This window comes from Leucobacter sp. Ag1, assembly GCF_000980875.1.
Lineage (GTDB): Bacteria > Actinomycetota > Actinomycetes > Actinomycetales > Microbacteriaceae > Leucobacter > Leucobacter iarius.
This window is the reverse complement of sequence record NZ_LAYO01000106.1, coordinates 89,242-106,134: the sequence shown is the minus strand read 5'-3', so window position 1 is coordinate 106,134 and position 16,893 is coordinate 89,242. Positions and strand designations below refer to the sequence as shown.

Genomic DNA, 16,893 nt, shown 5'->3' with positions numbered 1-16,893 from the left:
GTCTCTGGCTTCAGCGGGGATGGCCCGTACTGGCCGATGACTGTCGTGTTCGTGAGCGGCACGGCGTTTGTTCTGGCTCTTCTAGCGAAGGAGGGGGTTGGGGTCGCACATAAGTTCTCCGCGAGTCCGCAATCGCAGAGCTGACGGACCCACAGACAGAGCGGCCGTACTTGTGATCATCATGAGTGCGGCCGCTCTGTCTGTGTCATGATCGAATTCCACCGTTGCGACGACCACTGGAATCCGCCTCGCGCGGAGGGGCCCATCCGTGTTTTCGGGGGGGGGGGGGACAGCCTCCGGCGCGAGGCCCACCGTTCCTCGTCCGTCGCACCGACCGTCGAGAGCGGACCCGATCCTCGCCGAGAACGCAGGCCTTCGTGCGGCGTCGGGGTCGCTCGCTCGCGAACACGACCGCCCGAGCAGGGGCGCGAACGCCCGGTCACGAGCACGACCGTCCGGGCACGAAAAAGGCCCGGGGCGGATCGGCCCCGGGCATGAAAGAACCGGACCGCAGAAACGCCTCTCGGCGGAAGGCCGCTCGAAGCGGCTGAATTTGGAGCCCGGGGTTACTGCGGCCCGGCAGGAACATTCTAACGCGGCACCGCTGAGCGCAAGAGTCGCTGCGCAGCCCGGGCGCGCTCGGTCAGTCGAGACTGCCGTCGCGCCAGCGGCGAGCGCCGGCGTGCAGCTCTTCGGCGAGGGTCGCGTAGCGGAGCGAGCGCCTGGTGAGGTGCTCGGCGTGGGCGTCGTCGTGGGGGTCGCGGGAGTCGGCAAGGTCGGCGGAGCCGAGCGAGAGGATCCGGCAGTAGGCGGCGGCCCGGTCGAGCGCGACGGCGAGGTCACCGGCGAATACGCCCCGCAGGATCGTGTCGCACAGCGCCGCGATCGATTCTGGCGTGACCGGCTCGGCGGCGCCCGCGACGACGGGGTCGATCGTGACGGCGGCCGCGGCACCCCGCCGGAACAGGTCGGCGGTGCCCTCGGGGTCGCCGGCCGCGATGCGACGGATCAGGTACAGGCGCCAGAGCACGCCCGCGAGCGAGTGGGAGCCCGCGTGCGACCAGAGTTCGGCGACGTCCTCGAGTCCGCGCCCGTTCGCGAGCTGCACGACGCGCTCGACGATCTCGGGGTCGGCGACGCTGCGCACGCGATCGAGCAGGGCCCACGAGGTCTCCTGCGCGAGGCGGTGCGTGGTCGCGGGGTCGTCGGCACCGATGATCCAGTCGAACGTGGCGCTCGGCTGCAGCATCGGCTTCTGGAATTCGCGCGTCATGCGCCTCCTCTGGGTCGGGATTCCGTCGCGCACGGGTGCGCGACGCGGAGAGTCTACGCCGGGTTCCAACGCGTCGCCCGGGCGTCGCATTCCGGGCGGGCCGCATGCCCCGGGCCGCGCGGTCAGCCGCACGCACCGGCGGGCAGCGCGAGATCGACGCGGTGCACGGTCGGGTCGTCGCCGACGGTGATCTCGAGCGGCAGGCAGGCGGAGTCGCGTCCCGACAGCAGGAAGCCGCCGACCCACCAGACGCCCACCGGGGCTGGCGCGTCGTCCCCGGTGATCCGCGGGTCGCCGGGCGCGCACGCTGCGTAGGAGACGGAGGAGTATCCGCCGTCGCTCCCCTGCTCGGTGCGGATCCCGGCGTACGCGCGGGCCGGGTCGCCGATCGCGACGGTGGCGCTCGCGCCGAGCGCGAGCCGGGTGCCGATCTTGTAGAACACGATGCCGTCGGGCCCGGGGGCGGCGGGCCGCCCGTCCGCGGTTCGGATCCCCTCGGCGGCCGCGCCGTAGCTCAGCGGGCCGATGATCAGGTCGGCGATCCCGGTCGGCTCGGGATCGGGCCGCGCGGCGTCGCATCCGACGGACGCGCTTCCCGAGGGGCTCGGCGCGACCGGGCCCGGTTCCGCGGACGCCGACCGCACCGGCGCCTCCGGAGCCTGCGCGCACCCGGTCACCGCGAGGACCGCGAGCACCGCGAGGCCGGTCGCCGCGAACCGCACGGGTCCCGTGCTCCGCCGCCGCACTGCGCCTCGTGCACCCGCTGCTCCGGCCATGATCCGCTCCGATCGGTGGCCTCCACGGTACCCCGCGGGCCCGGGAACCGCGAGGACTCCACATCCCCGTATGGAAACCGTAGACGCCGCGCCCCGGCCCGTATGGATTCCGTGAGGACGCCCGCCGGAGCCCGTCGACGGGTGTTGCATGAGCTTCGCACCGGTCGCAGGCCTCCTGCCGCGGACCGGTGCGCGGACCCCGCCCCGGGGCCGCGATCCTCACCAACTGGGAGTCTCTCGTGCTTGATGTCGTCACCGTGCTCGGTGCGATCGCGATCTTCGCGCTCGTCGGTCTGATCGGGAAGGCGGTGGAGAAGCTGTGATGGTCTTCGAGATCGTCGGCGCGGTCCTCGGCATCGCGGTGCTCGTGATGCTCGTGGTCGCGCTCGTGAAGCCGGAGCGTTTCTGATGGCCTGGTGGTTCGCGCTCCTCTCGTTCGCCACGGTCGCGCTCGTCGTCGGCGCGCTCGTGCGCCCCCTGGGCGACTATCTCGCCTGGGTCTACACCTCGAAGAAGGACTGGCGCGTCGAGCGCGGGGCCTACCGGCTGCTCGGGGTCGATTCCCGTTCCGAGCAGACCTGGCAGGCGTACCTGCGCAGCGTGCTGCTGTTCTCGCTCGTCGGCCTGCTGCTGCTCTACGGCATGCAGCGGCTGCAGCCGCTGCTCCCGCAGGCGCTCGGCCTGCCGGCGCCGTCCGAGCACCTGGCGTTCAACACGGCGGCCTCGTTCGTGGGCAACACGAACTGGCAGTCGTACGCCCCGGAGAGCACGCTCGGCTACGCCGTGCAGATGGCCGGCCTGGCCGTGCAGAACTTCACCTCGGCGGCCGTCGGCATGGCGGTCGCGATCGCCCTGGTGCGCGGCCTCGCGGCCCGCCGCAGCGGCACGATCGGCAACTTCTGGGTCGACCTGGTGCGCGGCCTCGTGCGCGTGCTGCTGCCCATCGCCTTCGTCGCGGCCCTCGTGCTGCTCGTCGGCGGCGTGATCCAGAACTTCGCGGGCTTCACCGAGGTGCGCACGCTCGCCGGTGCGACGCAGAGCATCCCGGGCGGTCCGGTCGCGTCGCAGGAGGCGATCAAGCTGCTCGGCACCAACGGCGGCGGCTTCTTCAACGCGAACTCGGCGCACCCGTTCGAGAACCCGACCGGGTGGACCAACCTGTTCGAGATCGTGCTCATGCTGATGATCCCGTTCGCGCTGACCCGCACCTTCGGCCGCATGGTGGGCGACACCCGCCAGGGCAACGCGGTGCTCGCCGTCATGGCGCTCCTCTTCACGGCGTCCTTCGCGATCCTGCTGATGCTCGAGGCCGGCGGCAACGGCCCCGCCCCGCAGCTCGCGGGCGGCGCGATGGAGGGCAAGGAGCAGCGCTTCGGGATCATCGGGTCCACGCTGTTCGCCACGACGAGCACGGGCACCTCGACGGGCGCGGTGAACTCGATGCACGACTCGTACACGGCGCTCGGCGGCATGCTGCCGATGCTGAACATGATGCTCGGCGAGGTCTCCCCCGGCGGCGTCGGGTCGGGCCTCTACGGGATCCTGGTGCTCGCGATCATCGCGGTGTTCGTGGCCGGTCTGCTGATCGGCCGCACGCCCGAGTACCTCGGCAAGAAGATCGGACCGCGCGAGATCAAGCTCGCGAGCCTCTACATCCTCATCTCGCCGACGCTCGTGCTCGCGGGCACCGCGCTGAGCTTCGCGATCCCCGGGGTGCGCGACAGCGTCACCGGCACGTCGATCCTGAACCACGGCGTGCACGGCACGTCCGAGGTGCTCTACGCCTTCACGTCCGCCGCGAACAACAACGGCTCGGCGTTCGCGGGGCTCACCGCGAGCACGCCGTGGCTCGACTGGGCGCTCGGCACCGCGATCCTGCTCGGCCGGTTCATCCCGATCGCGCTCGTGCTCGCGCTCGCCGGCTCCTTCGCCGCGCAGGATCGGATCCCGGCCACCGCCGGAACGCTGCCGACCCACCGCCCGCTGTTCGTCGGCATGCTCGCCTCCGTCACCGTGCTCGTCACGGCACTCACGTTCTTCCCCGTTCTCACGCTGGGTCCCCTGGCAGAAGGGCTTCGATAGCCATGTCCGTTTCCACGCAGCACGCTCCGGAAGCCGTCGCCGTCCGGCGCACGCGCACCGGGCTCTCACCCGCGCAGTTCCGCACGGCGCTCCCCGGCGCGGTGCGCAAGCTGGATCCGCGCCAGCAGTGGCGCAATCCCGTCATGTTCGTGGTCTGGCTGGGGGCGGCGCTCACCACGGTGCTCGCCATCGCCGAGCCGTTCCTCGGCGGGCCCGCCGCCTCGGGCGGCAGCGCGGTGCCCGCACCGTTCACCTGGGCGATCGCGATCTGGCTGTGGCTGACCGTGCTGTTCGCGAACCTCGCCGAGTCGATCGCCGAGGGCCGCGGCAAGGCCCAGGCCGAGACCCTGCGCCGCACGCGCACCAGCACGGTCGCGCACCGCGTCGAGTCGTACGACGCCGACGCCGATCCCGGCGCCGAGCGCGCGGCGACGGCGGAGGTCCCCTCCTCCGAGCTGCGGCTCGGCGACGCGGTGATCGTGACCGCGGGCGAGCTGATCCCGGGCGACGGCGATGTGATCCACGGCATCGCGTCGGTCGACGAGTCGGCGATCACCGGCGAGTCGGCCCCCGTGATCCGGGAGTCCGGCGGCGATCGCAGCGCGGTCACGGGCGGCACCCGGGTGCTCTCCGACCGGATCGTGGTGCGCGTCACCTCGAAGCCGGGCGAGACCTTCGTCGACCGGATGATCGCCCTCGTCGAGGGGGCCGCCCGGCAGCGCACCCCCAACGAGATCGCGCTGTCGATCCTGCTCGCGGCGCTGTCGATCATCTTCGTGGTGGTCGTGCTGACGCTGAACCCGATCGCCTCCTACGCGGCGAGCCCCGTGAGCCTGACCGTGCTCGTCGCCCTGCTGGTCTGCCTGATCCCGACGACCATCGGCGCACTGCTCTCGGCGATCGGCATCGCTGGCATGGACCGCCTGGTGCAGCGCAACGTGCTCGCCATGTCGGGCCGGGCCGTCGAGGCCGCGGGCGACGTGACGACGCTGCTGCTCGACAAGACCGGCACCATCACGTACGGCAACCGTCGCGCGTCGGCGTTCGTGCCGCTGAGCGGTGTCGACGAGCGGGAGCTCGTCCGGGCCGCGGCCCTGTCGTCGCTCGCGGATCCCACCCCGGAGGGGCAGTCGATCGTCGAGCTCGCGGAGCGGTCGGGCGAACGGCCCGACGCGGCCGGCGTCGGCGAGGTCGTGCCGTTCACCGCGCAGACGCGCATGTCGGGGCTCGACCTGCCCGACGGCGGCATGATCCGGAAGGGCGCGGGCAGCGCGGTCGCGGCCTGGCTCGAGGCCGAGGGGTCGCCCGCGGCCGGCAAGCTGCGCGCCGAGCTCGACGGGATCGTCGAGGGGATCTCCCGCAGCGGCGGCACCCCGCTCGTCGTGGCGGTGCGCGACGCGGGCGGCTCCAGCCGTCTGCTCGGCGTGATCCATCTGAAGGACGTGGTGAAGGAGGGGCTCACCGAGCGCTTCGGCGAGCTCCGCGCGATGGGCATCCGCACGGTCATGGTGACGGGCGACAATCCGCTCACCGCCGCGGCCATCGCCAGCGAGGCCGGGGTCGACGACTTCATCGCCGAGGCCACTCCCGAGGACAAGCTGGCGTACATCCGGAAGGAGCAGGCCGGCGGCCGCATGGTGGCGATGACGGGCGACGGCACCAACGACGCCCCCGCGCTCGCGCAGGCGGACGTGGGCGTGGCGATGAACTCGGGCACCTCGGCCGCGAAGGAGGCCGGCAACATGGTCGACCTCGACTCCGATCCGACCAAGCTCATCGACATCGTCCGCATCGGCAAGCAGCTGCTCATCACCCGCGGCGCGCTCACCACCTTCTCGATCGCCAACGACGTCGCGAAGTACTTCGCGATCGTGCCCGCGATGTTCACGGGGGTGTTCCCGGGCCTCTCCGCGCTGAACATCATGGGCCTGCACTCCCCCGCCTCGGCGGTGCTCTCGGCGATCGTGTTCAACGCGATCGTGATCGTGCTGCTCGTACCGCTCGCGCTCCGCGGCGTGCGCTACCGGCCGCTGAGCGCCTCGCAGACGCTCGGCCGCAACCTGCTGATCTACGGTCTCGGCGGCGTGGTCGCGCCCTTCATCGGGATCTGGCTGATCGACCTCGTCGTCCGCCTGATCCCCGGATTCTGATCCCCGACCCCCTCGACCTAGGAGCCATCGAATGAACGTCTCATCCCGCACCACCGGCCGCACGGCCTGGGTCGCGATCCGGGCCATGCTGGTCTGCACGATCGTGCTCGGCATCGCCTACCCGCTCGTCGTCACCGGCATCGGCCAGATCGCGCTGCCCGCGCAGGCGAACGGCTCGCTCGTGCGCGACGCCGGCGGCCGGGTCGTCGGCTCGGCGCTCGTCGCGCAGTCCTTCTCGGACGCGAAGGGCGCGCCGCTGCCGCAGTACTTCCAGCCCCGCCCCTCGGCCGCGGGCGACGGCTACGACGGCCGGGCGTCGTCGGGTTCGAACCTCGGCCCGTCGAACCCGGACCTCGTCACCGCGATCCGTGAGCGCAAGGCGCAGGTCGCCGCGTTCAACGGGGTCGCCGAGAGCGCGGTGCCGGCCGATGCCGTCACGGCCTCCGCATCCGGCCTCGATCCGCAGATCAGCCCCGCGTACGCCGCGATCCAGGTGGATCGCGTCGCCCGCGAGCGCGGTCTCTCTCCCGAGCGCGTGCGCACGCTCGTGGCCGCGCACACCAAGGACCGCGCGCTCGGCTTCATCGGCGAGCCTGTGGTCGACGTGCTCGCGCTGAACCTAGCGTTGGATTCGGCGAAGGGATAGCAGCATGACCGGACGGGGACGGCTCCGCGTGCTCCTCGGCGCCGCCCCCGGCGTCGGCAAGACGTACGCCATGCTCGAGGAGGGCGTCAGGCTCTCGGCGGAGGGCCGCGACGTCGTGATCGCCGTGGTCGAGACCCACGGTCGCGCGGCGACGGCTCGCATGACAGCGGGGCTGCCCCGCGTACCGCTGCGCCAGGTCGAGCACCGCGGGGTCTCCCTGTCCGAGATGGACCTCGACGCCGTGATCGAGCGCCGGCCCGACGTCGCGCTCGTCGATGAGCTCGCGCACACGAACGCCCCCGGGTCCCGCAACGCGAAGCGGTGGGGGGACGTCGCCGAACTGCTCGACGCGGGCATCGACGTGATCTCGACGGTCAACATCCAGCACATCGCCTCCCTCACCGACGTGGTCGAGCAGATCACCGGAGCGGCGCAGCGCGAGACGATCCCCGACGAGATCCTGCGCGGCGCCCACCAGGTCGAAGTGGTCGACCTCGCCCCGCAGGCCCTGCGCGACCGGCTCTCGGGCGGCCTCGTGTACCCGGCGGAGCGCATCGACGCAGCCCTGTCGAACTACTTCCGTCTCGGCAACCTCACCGCGCTGCGCGAGCTCGCGCTGCTCTGGCTCGCCGACGAGGTGGATCAGGCCCTGCGCGACTACCGCGCCCAGCACGGGATCGAGCGCACCTGGGAGACCCGCGAACGCGTGGTCGTCACGCTCACCGGCGGGCCGGAGGGCGAGACGCTGCTGCGGCGCGGCGCCCGGATCGCGGCGCGATCCTCGGGCGGCGAGCTGATCGCCGTGCACGTCACGGCGCAGGACGGCCTCGCGGGGTCGCAGCCGGGCGAGCTCGTGCAGCTGCGCGCCCTCGCCGAGCAACTGGGCGGTACCTACCACCAGGTCGTCGGCGACGACGTGCCGACGGCGCTCGTCGACTTCGCCCGCTCGGTCGACGCGACGCAGCTCGTGCTCGGGGTCAGCCGCCGAGGCCGCCTCGCCGCGGCGCTCACCGGGCCGGGGATCGGTGCGACCGTGATCCGCGAGTCGGGCGACATCGACGTGCACATCGTCACGCACTCCGCGGCGGGCCGCCGCCGCACGCTCCCCCGCAGGGGCGGGGCGCTCACCGCGAAACGGCGGATCACCGGCCTCGTCGTCGCGCTCACCGGAGGACCGCTGCTCACCTGGGCGCTGAGCCTCACCCGCAGCCCCGAGTCGATCACGAGCGACGTGCTCAGCTACCAGCTGCTCGTCGTCGTGGTCGCGATCGTCGGCGGCATCTGGCCGGCGCTGTTCGCCGCCGTGCTGTCGGGGCTCACGCTCGACTACTTCTTCATCCAGCCGCTCTACACGGTCTCCATCGCCGACCCGCTGCACATGCTCGCCCTGCTGCTCTACGTGATCATCGCGGTGCTCGTCAGCATCGTCGTCGATCGTGCCGCACGGCGCAGCCGGGCCGCGCGCCGATCCGCCGCCGAATCCGAACTGATCCAGACCGTCGCGGGCAGCGTGATCCGCGGGCAGGACGCGGTGCAGGCGATCGTGGATCGCGCGCGCGAGGCGTTCGCCCGAACGGGTGCACAGCTGCGCGACGGAGACGTGCTCATCGCCTCCTCCGGGATCCCGGTCGCCGGCCCCGCGACCGTCAGCCTGCCCGTCGGACCGACTGCGCGCTTCGAGCTCGACGGTCCCGAGCCCGCCGCCTCGGAGCATCGGCTTCTGACCGTGCTCGCCGCGCAGCTCGAGGCCGCGCTCGAGGTGCGCGAGCTCACCGAGGTCGCGAGCGAGATCGTCCCGATCGCCGCCTCCGACCGCGTGCGCGGCGCCCTGCTCTCGGCGCTCAGCCACGACCTGCGCCGCCCGCTGGCGGCGGCGACGGCCGCCGTCGGCGGGCTCCGCGCAGCGGGATCGGCACTGAGCCCCGAGGATCGCGCCGAACTGCTCGAGACCGCCGACGAGAGCCTCGGATCGCTCGCCGCGCTCGTGACCGACCTGCTCGACGTCAGCCGGCTGCAGGCCGGGGTGCTCGCCATCGCGCCGATCCCCGTCGACCCGGTCGACGTGATCGCGCCCGCGCTCGACGAGCTCGGTCTCGGCCCGTCGGACGTCGAGCTCGACCTTGATCCGGACGCGCCGCAGGTGCTCGCGGATCCCGTGCTGCTGCAACGCGTCGTCGTGAACCTGCTCGCGAACGCCGCGCGCTACGCCCCCGCCCGCACCCCGGTGCGGGTGACCACCAGCAGCTTCGCCGATACGGTGGAGATCCGGATCGTCGACCAGGGGCCAGGGATTCCGGAAGAGCGCCGCGACGACGTCTTCGTGCCGTTCCAGCGTCTGGGCGACACCGACAACTCGACGGGGCTCGGGCTCGGGCTCGCGCTGTCCAAGGGGTTCACCGAGGGTATGGGCGGCACGCTGGAACCCGAGGACACCCCGGGCGGCGGACTCACCATGGTGGTCTCGCTGCCCCGCCTGACCGACCAGCCGACCGAGGAGGCCCGATGAGGATCCTGATCGCCGACGACGACCCGCAGATCCTCCGCGCGCTGCGGATCACGCTGACCGCCAAGGGCTACGACGTCGCCGTCGCCGCCGACGGCGCGGAGGCGATCGGGGCCGCGGTCGATCACCGGCCCGACCTCGTGCTGCTCGACCTCGGCATGCCGAACCTCGACGGGGTCGAGGTGATCCAGGCGATCCGCGGCTGGTCGGAGGTGCCGATCCTCGTCGTCTCGGGGCGCACCGACGCCGGCGACAAGGTCGAGGCGCTCGACGCCGGGGCCGACGACTACGTGACGAAACCGTTCTCGATCGACGAGCTGCTCGCTCGGGTGCGCGCGCTCACCCGGCGCCGCGCGCAGCCCGAGCAGACCCCGGTGGTCTCGTTCGGCGACACGACGGTGGACCTCGCCGCGCGCACCGTGACCCGTGCCGTCGACGGCGCGGCGCAGACGGTCCGGCTCACCCCGACCGAGTGGCAGGTGCTCGAGCTCCTCGTGCGCAACGAGGGCCGTCTGGTGACCCGGCACCTGCTGCTCACGAGCATCTGGGGCTCGGAGCACGTCACCGACACCGGCTATCTGCGGCTCTACCTCTCGCAGCTGCGCAAGAAGCTCGAGCCGGATCCCGCCCGTCCGCGCTACCTGCTCACCGAGGCCGGCATGGGGTACCGGCTGCGGCTCGACGGGGGCGGCACCGCCGCGTAGGGGCGTCCGCGTCGGAGCACCGACATAGTCCATAATGAGAATCATTATGGACAAGCACGCGCACGGCCACGGACGACCGCCGACGGGTCTCGAGCACTCCCGCACCGCCGTCCGGGTCGCGCTCCCGCTGCTGCTCGCGGTGGCGCTCCTCACCGGCCTCGGACTCGCGCTGCTCTGGCCGAACGCGGGCGAAGCGGCCAAGGTGATCGAGCGGGTGCCGTTCGCGGGGCCGGGCACCATCTTCGTCGAGGGCGAGGTCGTCAGCGTCGACACCGGCTGCGGCGACGGGACGCAGCCGCGGACCGGTGCCGCGACATCCGGGGCCGATCCCGACCGCTCCTGCCTCACGATCGGGATCGGCATCACCTCCGGGCCGGACACCGGCCGGGTGATCGACGTCCCGGCCCGCGGCTCGCTCGCATCGTCGGGGCTCCAACCGCGCGACACCGTCGAGCTGCTCGGGGCGCCGCGCGCGGAACCGCCCGCGGGTGACCCGCGCGCCTCCGACGGAGCGGCGTCCGAGCGTTACAGCTACAGCATCTCGGGGATCCATCGCGGACTCGCCCTCGTCGTGCTCTCGGCACTGTTCCTCGTGGTGCTGCTCGCCGTCGGGCGCCTGCGCGGCCTGCTCGCCCTCGGGGCGCTCGCGCTCAGCGGGGGCGTGATCCTCGCCTTCGTCCTGCCCGCCATCGTGACCGGTGCACCCGGTGCGCTGGTGGGCATCGTCGGCTCCTTCGCGATCGTGTTCATCATCCTCTACCCGGTGCACGGCCCCAACCTGCGCACCACGGCCGCGCTCGTCGGGACGCTGTGCGGGATCCTCATCACCGCGGGGATCTCGACCCTCGCGGTGCACGCGACGCGGCTCAGCGGGCTCGGCGACGAGGCCGCGGCGCGGCTCTCGGGCGTCGCCGGGAGCATCGACTTCCGGGGCATGCTGACCTGCGCGATCATCATCGCCGGGCTCGGGGTGCTGAACGACGTCACCATCACCCAGGCCTCCGCGGTCTGGGAGCTGCGCGCGGCGGCCCCGCACCTCGGACGCGGCGAGATCGCGAAGCGGGCGATGCGCATCGGCCGCGACCACATCGCCTCGACCGTCTACACGATCGTGTTCGCCTACGCCGGCGCATCCCTCGGGGTCCTGATCCTGCTCGCCCTGACCGACCGGCCGCTGCTCTCGACGCTGACCGGCGATGACCTGGTGACCGAGATCGTGCGCACCCTCTGCGGCAGCATCGGCCTCGTGCTCGCGATGCCGATCACCACCTGGATCGCGGCGGCGTTCCTGCCGCCGGTCGAGACCGGAACTGAGACGGCGGCTCAGCTCGAATAGGGCGAGTACGGCGACGCCGGAGCACCCCGGACGATGAGGTCCGTGTCGACCCCGATCTGGATGCCGTCGCGATCCGCGTCGACCCCGACCGAGACGAACCCGCCGCCGAGGAGATCCAGATCGGACCGTCCGATCGCGTAGAGGTCCAGATCGGTCCCGTTGCTCGTGAGATCCACGAAGTCGGGCTTGTCATCTCCGTCGGTATTGCGGATCGACACGAACTCGGGCTTCAGCACTCCGGAATCGGGGGCGGTCTCGAGCGCATCCAGCAGCCCGTTCGCACCGAACGCCTGGCCCGCGTCGAACACGCCGTTGCGATCGGCGTCGAACGCATCGATCTGCGCCCGCGTGAACGGACGCCCCTCCATCAGGTCGAGGATCCCGTCGTTGTCGGAGTCGAGATCGAAGGTGGCGGACACGCCGTCGCCGAGCACCGGCGTCACCAGGATGTCGCCCTCGGTATCGTCGTCGAGGAACTTGCCGTTGCGGTCGAGGTCCTCCTCGCTATCGAGGATCCCGTCGTTGTCGGAGTCGAGGTCGCAGGCGTCGACGACGCCGTCACCGTCGGTATCGGCCGTCGCGGACTTGTCATTGATCGCCGTGCAGCCCTGCGCAGCCTGGGCCGCGCGCAGCAGCGCCGTCGCAAGGTTGTTCGTCGCCGGGCGCTCGCCACCGCCCGTACCCTTCGTGATGAAGAGATCGGCCGATCCGGACGCGCCTGCGGCACCCTTCGGTACCCGGATCCCGATGGCCACGGAGACCGAGTCTCCGGGCTCGAGGACCGCGCCGATGCGCAGTTCGAACGGGTTGGTCGCGGTGCCGGTGCCGGTCACCGAGACCGTCGGATTGCTCACGGTGATCGTGCTGCCGTCGACGGTCGCGCTGGTCGTCGCATGATCGAACACGAGCGCGAACGGAGACATGGGGGCGAGCGCGATGGTCGCATCGATCGGCGCCGTCGTGGCCGCGGCTCCCGCGTTGCGCACCGTGTACACGATCGACCCCTCGGATCCGACCGCCAGCTCCCCCTTCGGGAACACGGTGGAAGCCGCGAGGTCGGGGAACTTCTTCGTCGGGGTCGGGGCCGGGGGCGGCGTCGGCTTGGGATCCGGGTCGATCGGCGTGGTCGGCGTCGGCTTCGCACAGGAATCCGAACCGCTCGCGGCCTGCGCGGGGTCGGCCGGCATTCCCAGGGCCCCGACGAGGAGCGCGCCGACCGCGAGCGTCGCGAGCGCGGCGCGGGTGCGCTTCGAGACCGCGAGCAGCACGATGGCGCCCACCACGAGCAGGAGTGCGGCGATCAGCAGGATCGGCCCGAGCGGGAGGCTGGTTCCGGTCGCGGCGAGAACGCAGTCGTTCGAGTTCATGTGCGGGCTCCGAGGGGGGATGCGTGCGCCTTCGGCGGGCGCGGGTCGGGAGATGCTCACACGATCCTAACTGAGGTCAGGAAATCGCTGCTCTCCCGAGTGCTCAGGCGAGATCGCGCGCGACGCGGGCGCCGATCGCACCCGCGAGCATGATCGCCGGGTGGACCGCGGCCAGATAGAGCCCGTCGATCCCGTCGGCGAAACCGAGCAGCCGACCGCCCGCAGGGATCGGTCGATCCGCGATGACCGCCTCGATCAGCTCGACCCGGTCCCCGCCGCGCAGTTCCTCGCGGATCGTGCGCAGCGTCGGCTCGGCGAGTTCGCGCGGGTCGCCGTCGAACCCGGGTGGCACGTCCTCGGCGGCGATCAGCGTCGTGTCGTCGAGCTGCCGGATCTCGAAGTCCGGGGTCGAGAGGATCCCGCGCACCAGCGGCTCCGGAGTCCGGAACCGGATCAGCGCGCACGGGGAGCTCTCGACCTCGGCACGCACGCCGGCGGTCGCGGCGAGCGCCGGGATCGCGGTTCCGGCGGCCAGCACGACCGTCGAGCCGCGCACCTCGCCAGCGTCGGTCTCGACGCCGACGACGCGTCCCTCCTCGACGAGGACGGATCGGACGGGCTCCTCGAGCCGGATCTCCGCGCAGTGCGATTCGGCATCGCGGAGCATGGCTCGGGTGAGGGCGACGGGGTCGACCCCTCCGTCGTCCGGTGCGCAGGCCACGACGTCCGGCGCCCAGCGCAGCGCGGGCTCCCGTTCGAGCGCGGCCGCAGCGCTCAGCAGCTCGACCGCGTGCCCGCGGGCGCGGTGGGCCGCGACGAAGGCTCGGGTCTGCGCGACCGTGTCCTCCCAGGTGATCGCCCCCGACCGTCGCAGGCCGACGGGTTCGGGCAGGTCCTGCACGAGGCGCTCGAACTCCTCGGCCCCGAGCTGCCGCAGCGGATCCGCGAAGACGTCGGCGCGGTTCTTCGCGAGCCCGACCCACGCGAACGAGTCGCGGGTCGCGCCGCTGCCCGGTCGAGCACCGTCGAGCACGACGACGGGACGGTCCTCGCGGGCCAGGTGGCTCGCGATCGCGGCGCCCACGATCCCGGCTCCGACGACGATGATCGGTCGCGACTGTCGTCTCCGCTCCGGTGCCATGCCCCCGATCGTATCGGCGGCTCGGCCTACACCGGAACCCGTCGCGCGCCGGTGCCGGTCTCGCCGAGCTCGTCGTCGGGGTTCAGCAGATTGCAGGCCTTCATCGACAGGCAGCCGCAACCGATGCAGCCGGTCAGCTCCTGCTCGAGCCGCTCGATCCCCCGTCGGCGCTGCTCGAGCGTCTTCTTCCACTGGCGCGAGGCCCGCTGCCAGTCCTCGTGGCTCGGCATGGTCGAGAGCGGCACGTCCGCGAAGGCGTCGCGCACGTCGTCGAGCGGGATCCCGAGCCGCTTCGCCACCGAGATGAGCGCGACGCGGCGCAGCATGTGGCGCGGATACCGGCGCTGGTTGCCCGCGGTGCGCTGCGAGGCGATCAGACCGAGCCCCTCGTAGTAGTGCAGCGAGGAGACCGGCACGCCGGTGCGCCGGCTCATCTCGCCGACGCTCAGCAGCTCCTCGGGACTGTGCATGCGCTCCGCGACCATCGCCCACCCCTTCGATTTGACCTCAAGCCGACTTGAGGTTTTAGCCTAGCGGAGCGGGGCCGATTCCGGGACCCGATGCCGAACGAAGGAGGTGCGCGTGACCTACGTGATCGCGCTGCCGTGCGTGGATCTCAAGGACCGCGCCTGCGTCGACGAGTGCCCCGTCGACTGCATCTACGAGGGGGATCGGATGCTGTACATCCACCCCGACGAGTGCGTCGACTGCGGCGCCTGCGAGCCCGTCTGCCCCGTCGAGGCGATCTACTACGAGGACGACCTGCCCGAGGTCTGGTCCGACTACTACCGGGCCAACGTCGAGTTCTTCGACGAGATCGGCGCACCGGGCGGGGCGACCCGCACCGGCCCGATCCCGGGCGATCACCCGATCGTGGCCGCGCTGCCCCCGCAGGAGACCCTGGTATGACGAGCACCTCCCCCGATCCGGCGGCGCCGGGCGTCGCCGTCGCCGTCGCCGTCGTCGGCGCCGGCCCGGCCGGCGTCTACGCCGCCGACCTGATCCTCGCCCGCGACCCCGGGGCGCGCATCGACCTGTTCGAGAAGCTCCCCGCCCCCTACGGCCTCGTGCGCTACGGGGTCTCGCCCGACCATCCCCGGATCAAGAAGATCCAGGACGCGCTGCATCGCGTGCTCGAGCATCCCGGCATCCGGCTGCACGGCAACGTCGAGATCGGCGCGGACCTCACGATCGACGAGCTCCGCGACGCGTACGACGCGGTCGTGCTCGCCACCGGCGCCGACCGCGACGCCGATCTCGGGATCCCCGGCGCCGAGCTGCCCGGATCCTTCGGCGGCGCCGACTTCGTCGCCTGGTACGACGGCCATCCCGACGCGGCGCCCGAGTGGCCGCTCGACGCCGAGTCGGTCGCGGTGATCGGTGCCGGCAACGTGGCGCTCGACGTCGCTCGCATGCTCATCACCCACGCCGAGCACCTGGCGCACACCGACATCCCCGACCACGTCGAGACCGCCTTCGCGCAGAACCCGCTCCGCGATCTGCACCTGCTGATCCGGCGCGGCCCCGCCGACGTGCGGTTCTCGCCGCTGGAGCTGCGCGAGCTCGGCACCCGGCACGACGTCGACGTGATCGTGGATCCCGCCGAGGTCGGACCCGACGAGCACACCGAGCGCATGATCGCGCAGTTCACGCAGCGGCGCCTGATCGTCGAGACGCTCCGGGAATGGGCCGCGATCGATCCCGCCGACCGCTCCGCCTCGCGGCGGGTGCACCTGCACTTCGGGCAGCAGCCCGCGCGGCTCATCGGGCCGGATCGGGTCACCGCCGTGGAGACGGAGCGCACGCGGCCCGACGCGCTCGGCCGCTACTCAGGAACGGGCGAGACCGTCCGCCTCGAGGTCGGCGCGGTCTACCGCACCATCGGCTACCGCTCCTCGCCGGTCCCCGGCGTCCCGTTCGACGAAGCGCTCGGCCGGATCCCCGAGTCCGACGGACGCGTGCTGGATCCGAGCGGCGCTCCGATCCCCGGGCTGTACGCCACCGGCTGGATCCGCCGCGGCCCGGTCGGCCTCATCGGCTCGACCAAGTCGGACGCCGCGGAGACCGTCGCGAGCCTGTTCGCCGACCTCGAGTCCGGCGGTTCCCGCCCCGCGCCCGGCATCGGAGGCGTGCTCGAGGCCGACCGCGAGGCGCTCCTCTCGCGCCTCGACGCCCGAATCGATTGGGCGGGATGGCTGCGGATCGACGCCGCCGAACGGACCCTGGGCGCGATCCGCGAACGCGAGCGCACCAAGATCGCCGACCGGACCGAGCTGCTCCGTTGCGCGGCGGCGTCCGGCCCGGCGCCCGACGAGAACCCCTCGACCCCTGACCCCGCAGCAGCACTGGAGAACGCCCGATGACCCGCACCGCAACCGACCTCGCGACCGACTTCAAGGCCGCCTTCCGCGAGCATCCGGCCGGTATCGCCCTCATCACCGCGGCGACCCCGGACGGGCCGGTCGGGCTCACCGCCTCCAGCGTCGCCTCCGTCGCCGTCGATCCCGCGGCCCTCGTCTTCTCGGTCACGCGCACCACCGGCAGCGCCGGGCGGATCCTCTCGGCGGAGTCGTTCCTGGTCCATCTCCTCGACGCCCGGCACGCGTCGCTCGCCCGGGAGTTCGCGGTGACCGGCGGCGAGCGTTTCACCGCCGCGCAGGGCTGGCGCACGCTCGACACCGGCGAACCCCACCTCGGGAGCGCCCGGGTCGCGCTCCGCAGCCGCAGCCTCCAGCAGGTCCCGGTCGGTTCCTCGATGCTCGTCGTCGCGGAGGTGGTCGAGATCCTCACCGGGGATCCGGTACCGGTGACCGAGCCGATGATCTATCTCGATCGCACCTTCCGAAACGCCGGATCGGTGCTCTGACCCGCGCGTCCGACGCGCACCCCGACCCACCGCGGCCACCTGTCGCGGT

Annotated in this window: 16 protein-coding genes; 11 read left to right on the top strand and 5 right to left on the bottom strand. The window is 72.2% G+C overall.

The window, feature by feature from the left end; translation table 11 throughout:
- Positions 1 to 643: 643 nt before the first annotated feature.
- Complete coding sequence (locus XM48_RS13250; protein ID WP_046456300.1) at positions 644 to 1,273, bottom strand: hypothetical protein; 630 nt, start codon at positions 1,271 to 1,273, stop codon at positions 644 to 646.
- 122 nt (positions 1,274 to 1,395) lie between these two features.
- The gene (locus XM48_RS13245) at positions 1,396 to 2,049 is read right to left on the bottom strand and encodes a hypothetical protein (protein WP_156175065.1); all 654 of its coding nucleotides are present in this window, start codon (positions 2,047 to 2,049) and stop codon (positions 1,396 to 1,398) included.
- A 188-nt stretch (positions 2,050 to 2,237) separates the two neighbouring features.
- Between XM48_RS13245 and XM48_RS18620 the strand changes: the two genes are divergently transcribed.
- The 8 genes from XM48_RS18620 to XM48_RS13210 are packed head-to-tail and all read left to right on the top strand — an operon-like array spanning position 2,238 to position 11,470.
- A complete protein-coding gene (locus XM48_RS18620) occupies positions 2,238 to 2,372 on the top strand; it encodes a hypothetical protein (RefSeq protein WP_255350871.1) in 135 nt (44 codons plus the stop codon).
- On the top strand, positions 2,372 to 2,458 hold the full coding sequence (locus tag XM48_RS13240; protein ID WP_046456298.1) for a potassium-transporting ATPase subunit F: 87 nt from the start codon (positions 2,372 to 2,374) through the stop codon (positions 2,456 to 2,458). The genes XM48_RS18620 and XM48_RS13240 overlap by 1 nt, the downstream gene beginning before the upstream one ends.
- A complete protein-coding gene (gene kdpA, locus XM48_RS13235) occupies positions 2,458 to 4,131 on the top strand; it encodes a potassium-transporting ATPase subunit KdpA (RefSeq protein WP_046456297.1) in 1,674 nt (557 codons plus the stop codon). The genes XM48_RS13240 and kdpA overlap by 1 nt, the downstream gene beginning before the upstream one ends.
- Before the next feature lie 2 nt (positions 4,132 to 4,133).
- Positions 4,134 to 6,281 (top strand): potassium-transporting ATPase subunit KdpB, encoded by a 2,148-nt coding sequence (gene kdpB, locus XM48_RS13230; protein WP_046456296.1) that lies wholly within the window; start codon positions 4,134 to 4,136, stop codon positions 6,279 to 6,281.
- Positions 6,282 to 6,312: 31 nt separating this feature from the next.
- A complete protein-coding gene (kdpC, locus tag XM48_RS13225; RefSeq protein ID WP_046456295.1) occupies positions 6,313 to 6,927 on the top strand; it encodes a potassium-transporting ATPase subunit KdpC in 615 nt (204 codons plus the stop codon).
- Positions 6,928 to 6,931: 4 nt separating this feature from the next.
- A complete protein-coding gene (locus tag XM48_RS13220; protein ID WP_046456294.1) occupies positions 6,932 to 9,433 on the top strand; it encodes a DUF4118 domain-containing protein in 2,502 nt (833 codons plus the stop codon).
- Positions 9,430 to 10,134, top strand: coding sequence for a response regulator (locus tag XM48_RS13215; RefSeq protein ID WP_046456293.1), 705 nt, complete (start codon positions 9,430 to 9,432; stop codon positions 10,132 to 10,134). Before XM48_RS13220 ends, XM48_RS13215 begins: the two co-directional genes overlap by 4 nt.
- 46 nt (positions 10,135 to 10,180) lie before the next feature.
- On the top strand, positions 10,181 to 11,470 hold the full coding sequence (locus XM48_RS13210) for a YibE/F family protein (protein ID WP_046456292.1): 1,290 nt from the start codon (positions 10,181 to 10,183) through the stop codon (positions 11,468 to 11,470).
- On the opposite strand, the gene XM48_RS13205 is transcribed toward XM48_RS13210, so the two are convergent.
- From XM48_RS13205 to soxR, 3 genes are all read right to left on the bottom strand, one after another.
- The gene (locus XM48_RS13205) at positions 11,458 to 12,837 is read right to left on the bottom strand and encodes a thrombospondin type 3 repeat-containing protein (RefSeq protein WP_046456291.1); all 1,380 of its coding nucleotides are present in this window, start codon (positions 12,835 to 12,837) and stop codon (positions 11,458 to 11,460) included. The two genes, XM48_RS13210 and XM48_RS13205, sit on opposite strands and share 13 nt — an antisense overlap.
- A gap of 103 nt (positions 12,838 to 12,940) precedes the next feature.
- Positions 12,941 to 13,978 (bottom strand): FAD-binding oxidoreductase, encoded by a 1,038-nt coding sequence (locus XM48_RS13200; RefSeq protein WP_046456290.1) that lies wholly within the window; start codon positions 13,976 to 13,978, stop codon positions 12,941 to 12,943.
- A 26-nt stretch (positions 13,979 to 14,004) separates the two neighbouring features.
- Positions 14,005 to 14,463: a redox-sensitive transcriptional activator SoxR gene (gene soxR, locus XM48_RS13195; protein WP_046456289.1), complete on the bottom strand. Its 459-nt coding sequence runs from the start codon at positions 14,461 to 14,463 to the stop codon at positions 14,005 to 14,007.
- Positions 14,464 to 14,560: 97 nt separating this feature from the next.
- On the opposite strand from soxR, the gene fdxA reads away from it, so the two are divergent.
- The 3 genes from fdxA to XM48_RS13180 are packed head-to-tail and all read left to right on the top strand — an operon-like array spanning position 14,561 to position 16,844.
- Positions 14,561 to 14,887: a ferredoxin gene (gene fdxA, locus XM48_RS13190; protein ID WP_046456288.1), complete on the top strand. Its 327-nt coding sequence runs from the start codon at positions 14,561 to 14,563 to the stop codon at positions 14,885 to 14,887.
- On the top strand, positions 14,884 to 16,341 hold the full coding sequence (locus tag XM48_RS13185; protein WP_046456287.1) for an FAD-dependent oxidoreductase: 1,458 nt from the start codon (positions 14,884 to 14,886) through the stop codon (positions 16,339 to 16,341). Before fdxA ends, XM48_RS13185 begins: the two co-directional genes overlap by 4 nt.
- Positions 16,338 to 16,844, top strand: coding sequence for a flavin reductase family protein (locus tag XM48_RS13180; RefSeq protein WP_046456286.1), 507 nt, complete (start codon positions 16,338 to 16,340; stop codon positions 16,842 to 16,844). Before XM48_RS13185 ends, XM48_RS13180 begins: the two co-directional genes overlap by 4 nt.
- Positions 16,845 to 16,893 lie beyond the last annotated feature (49 nt).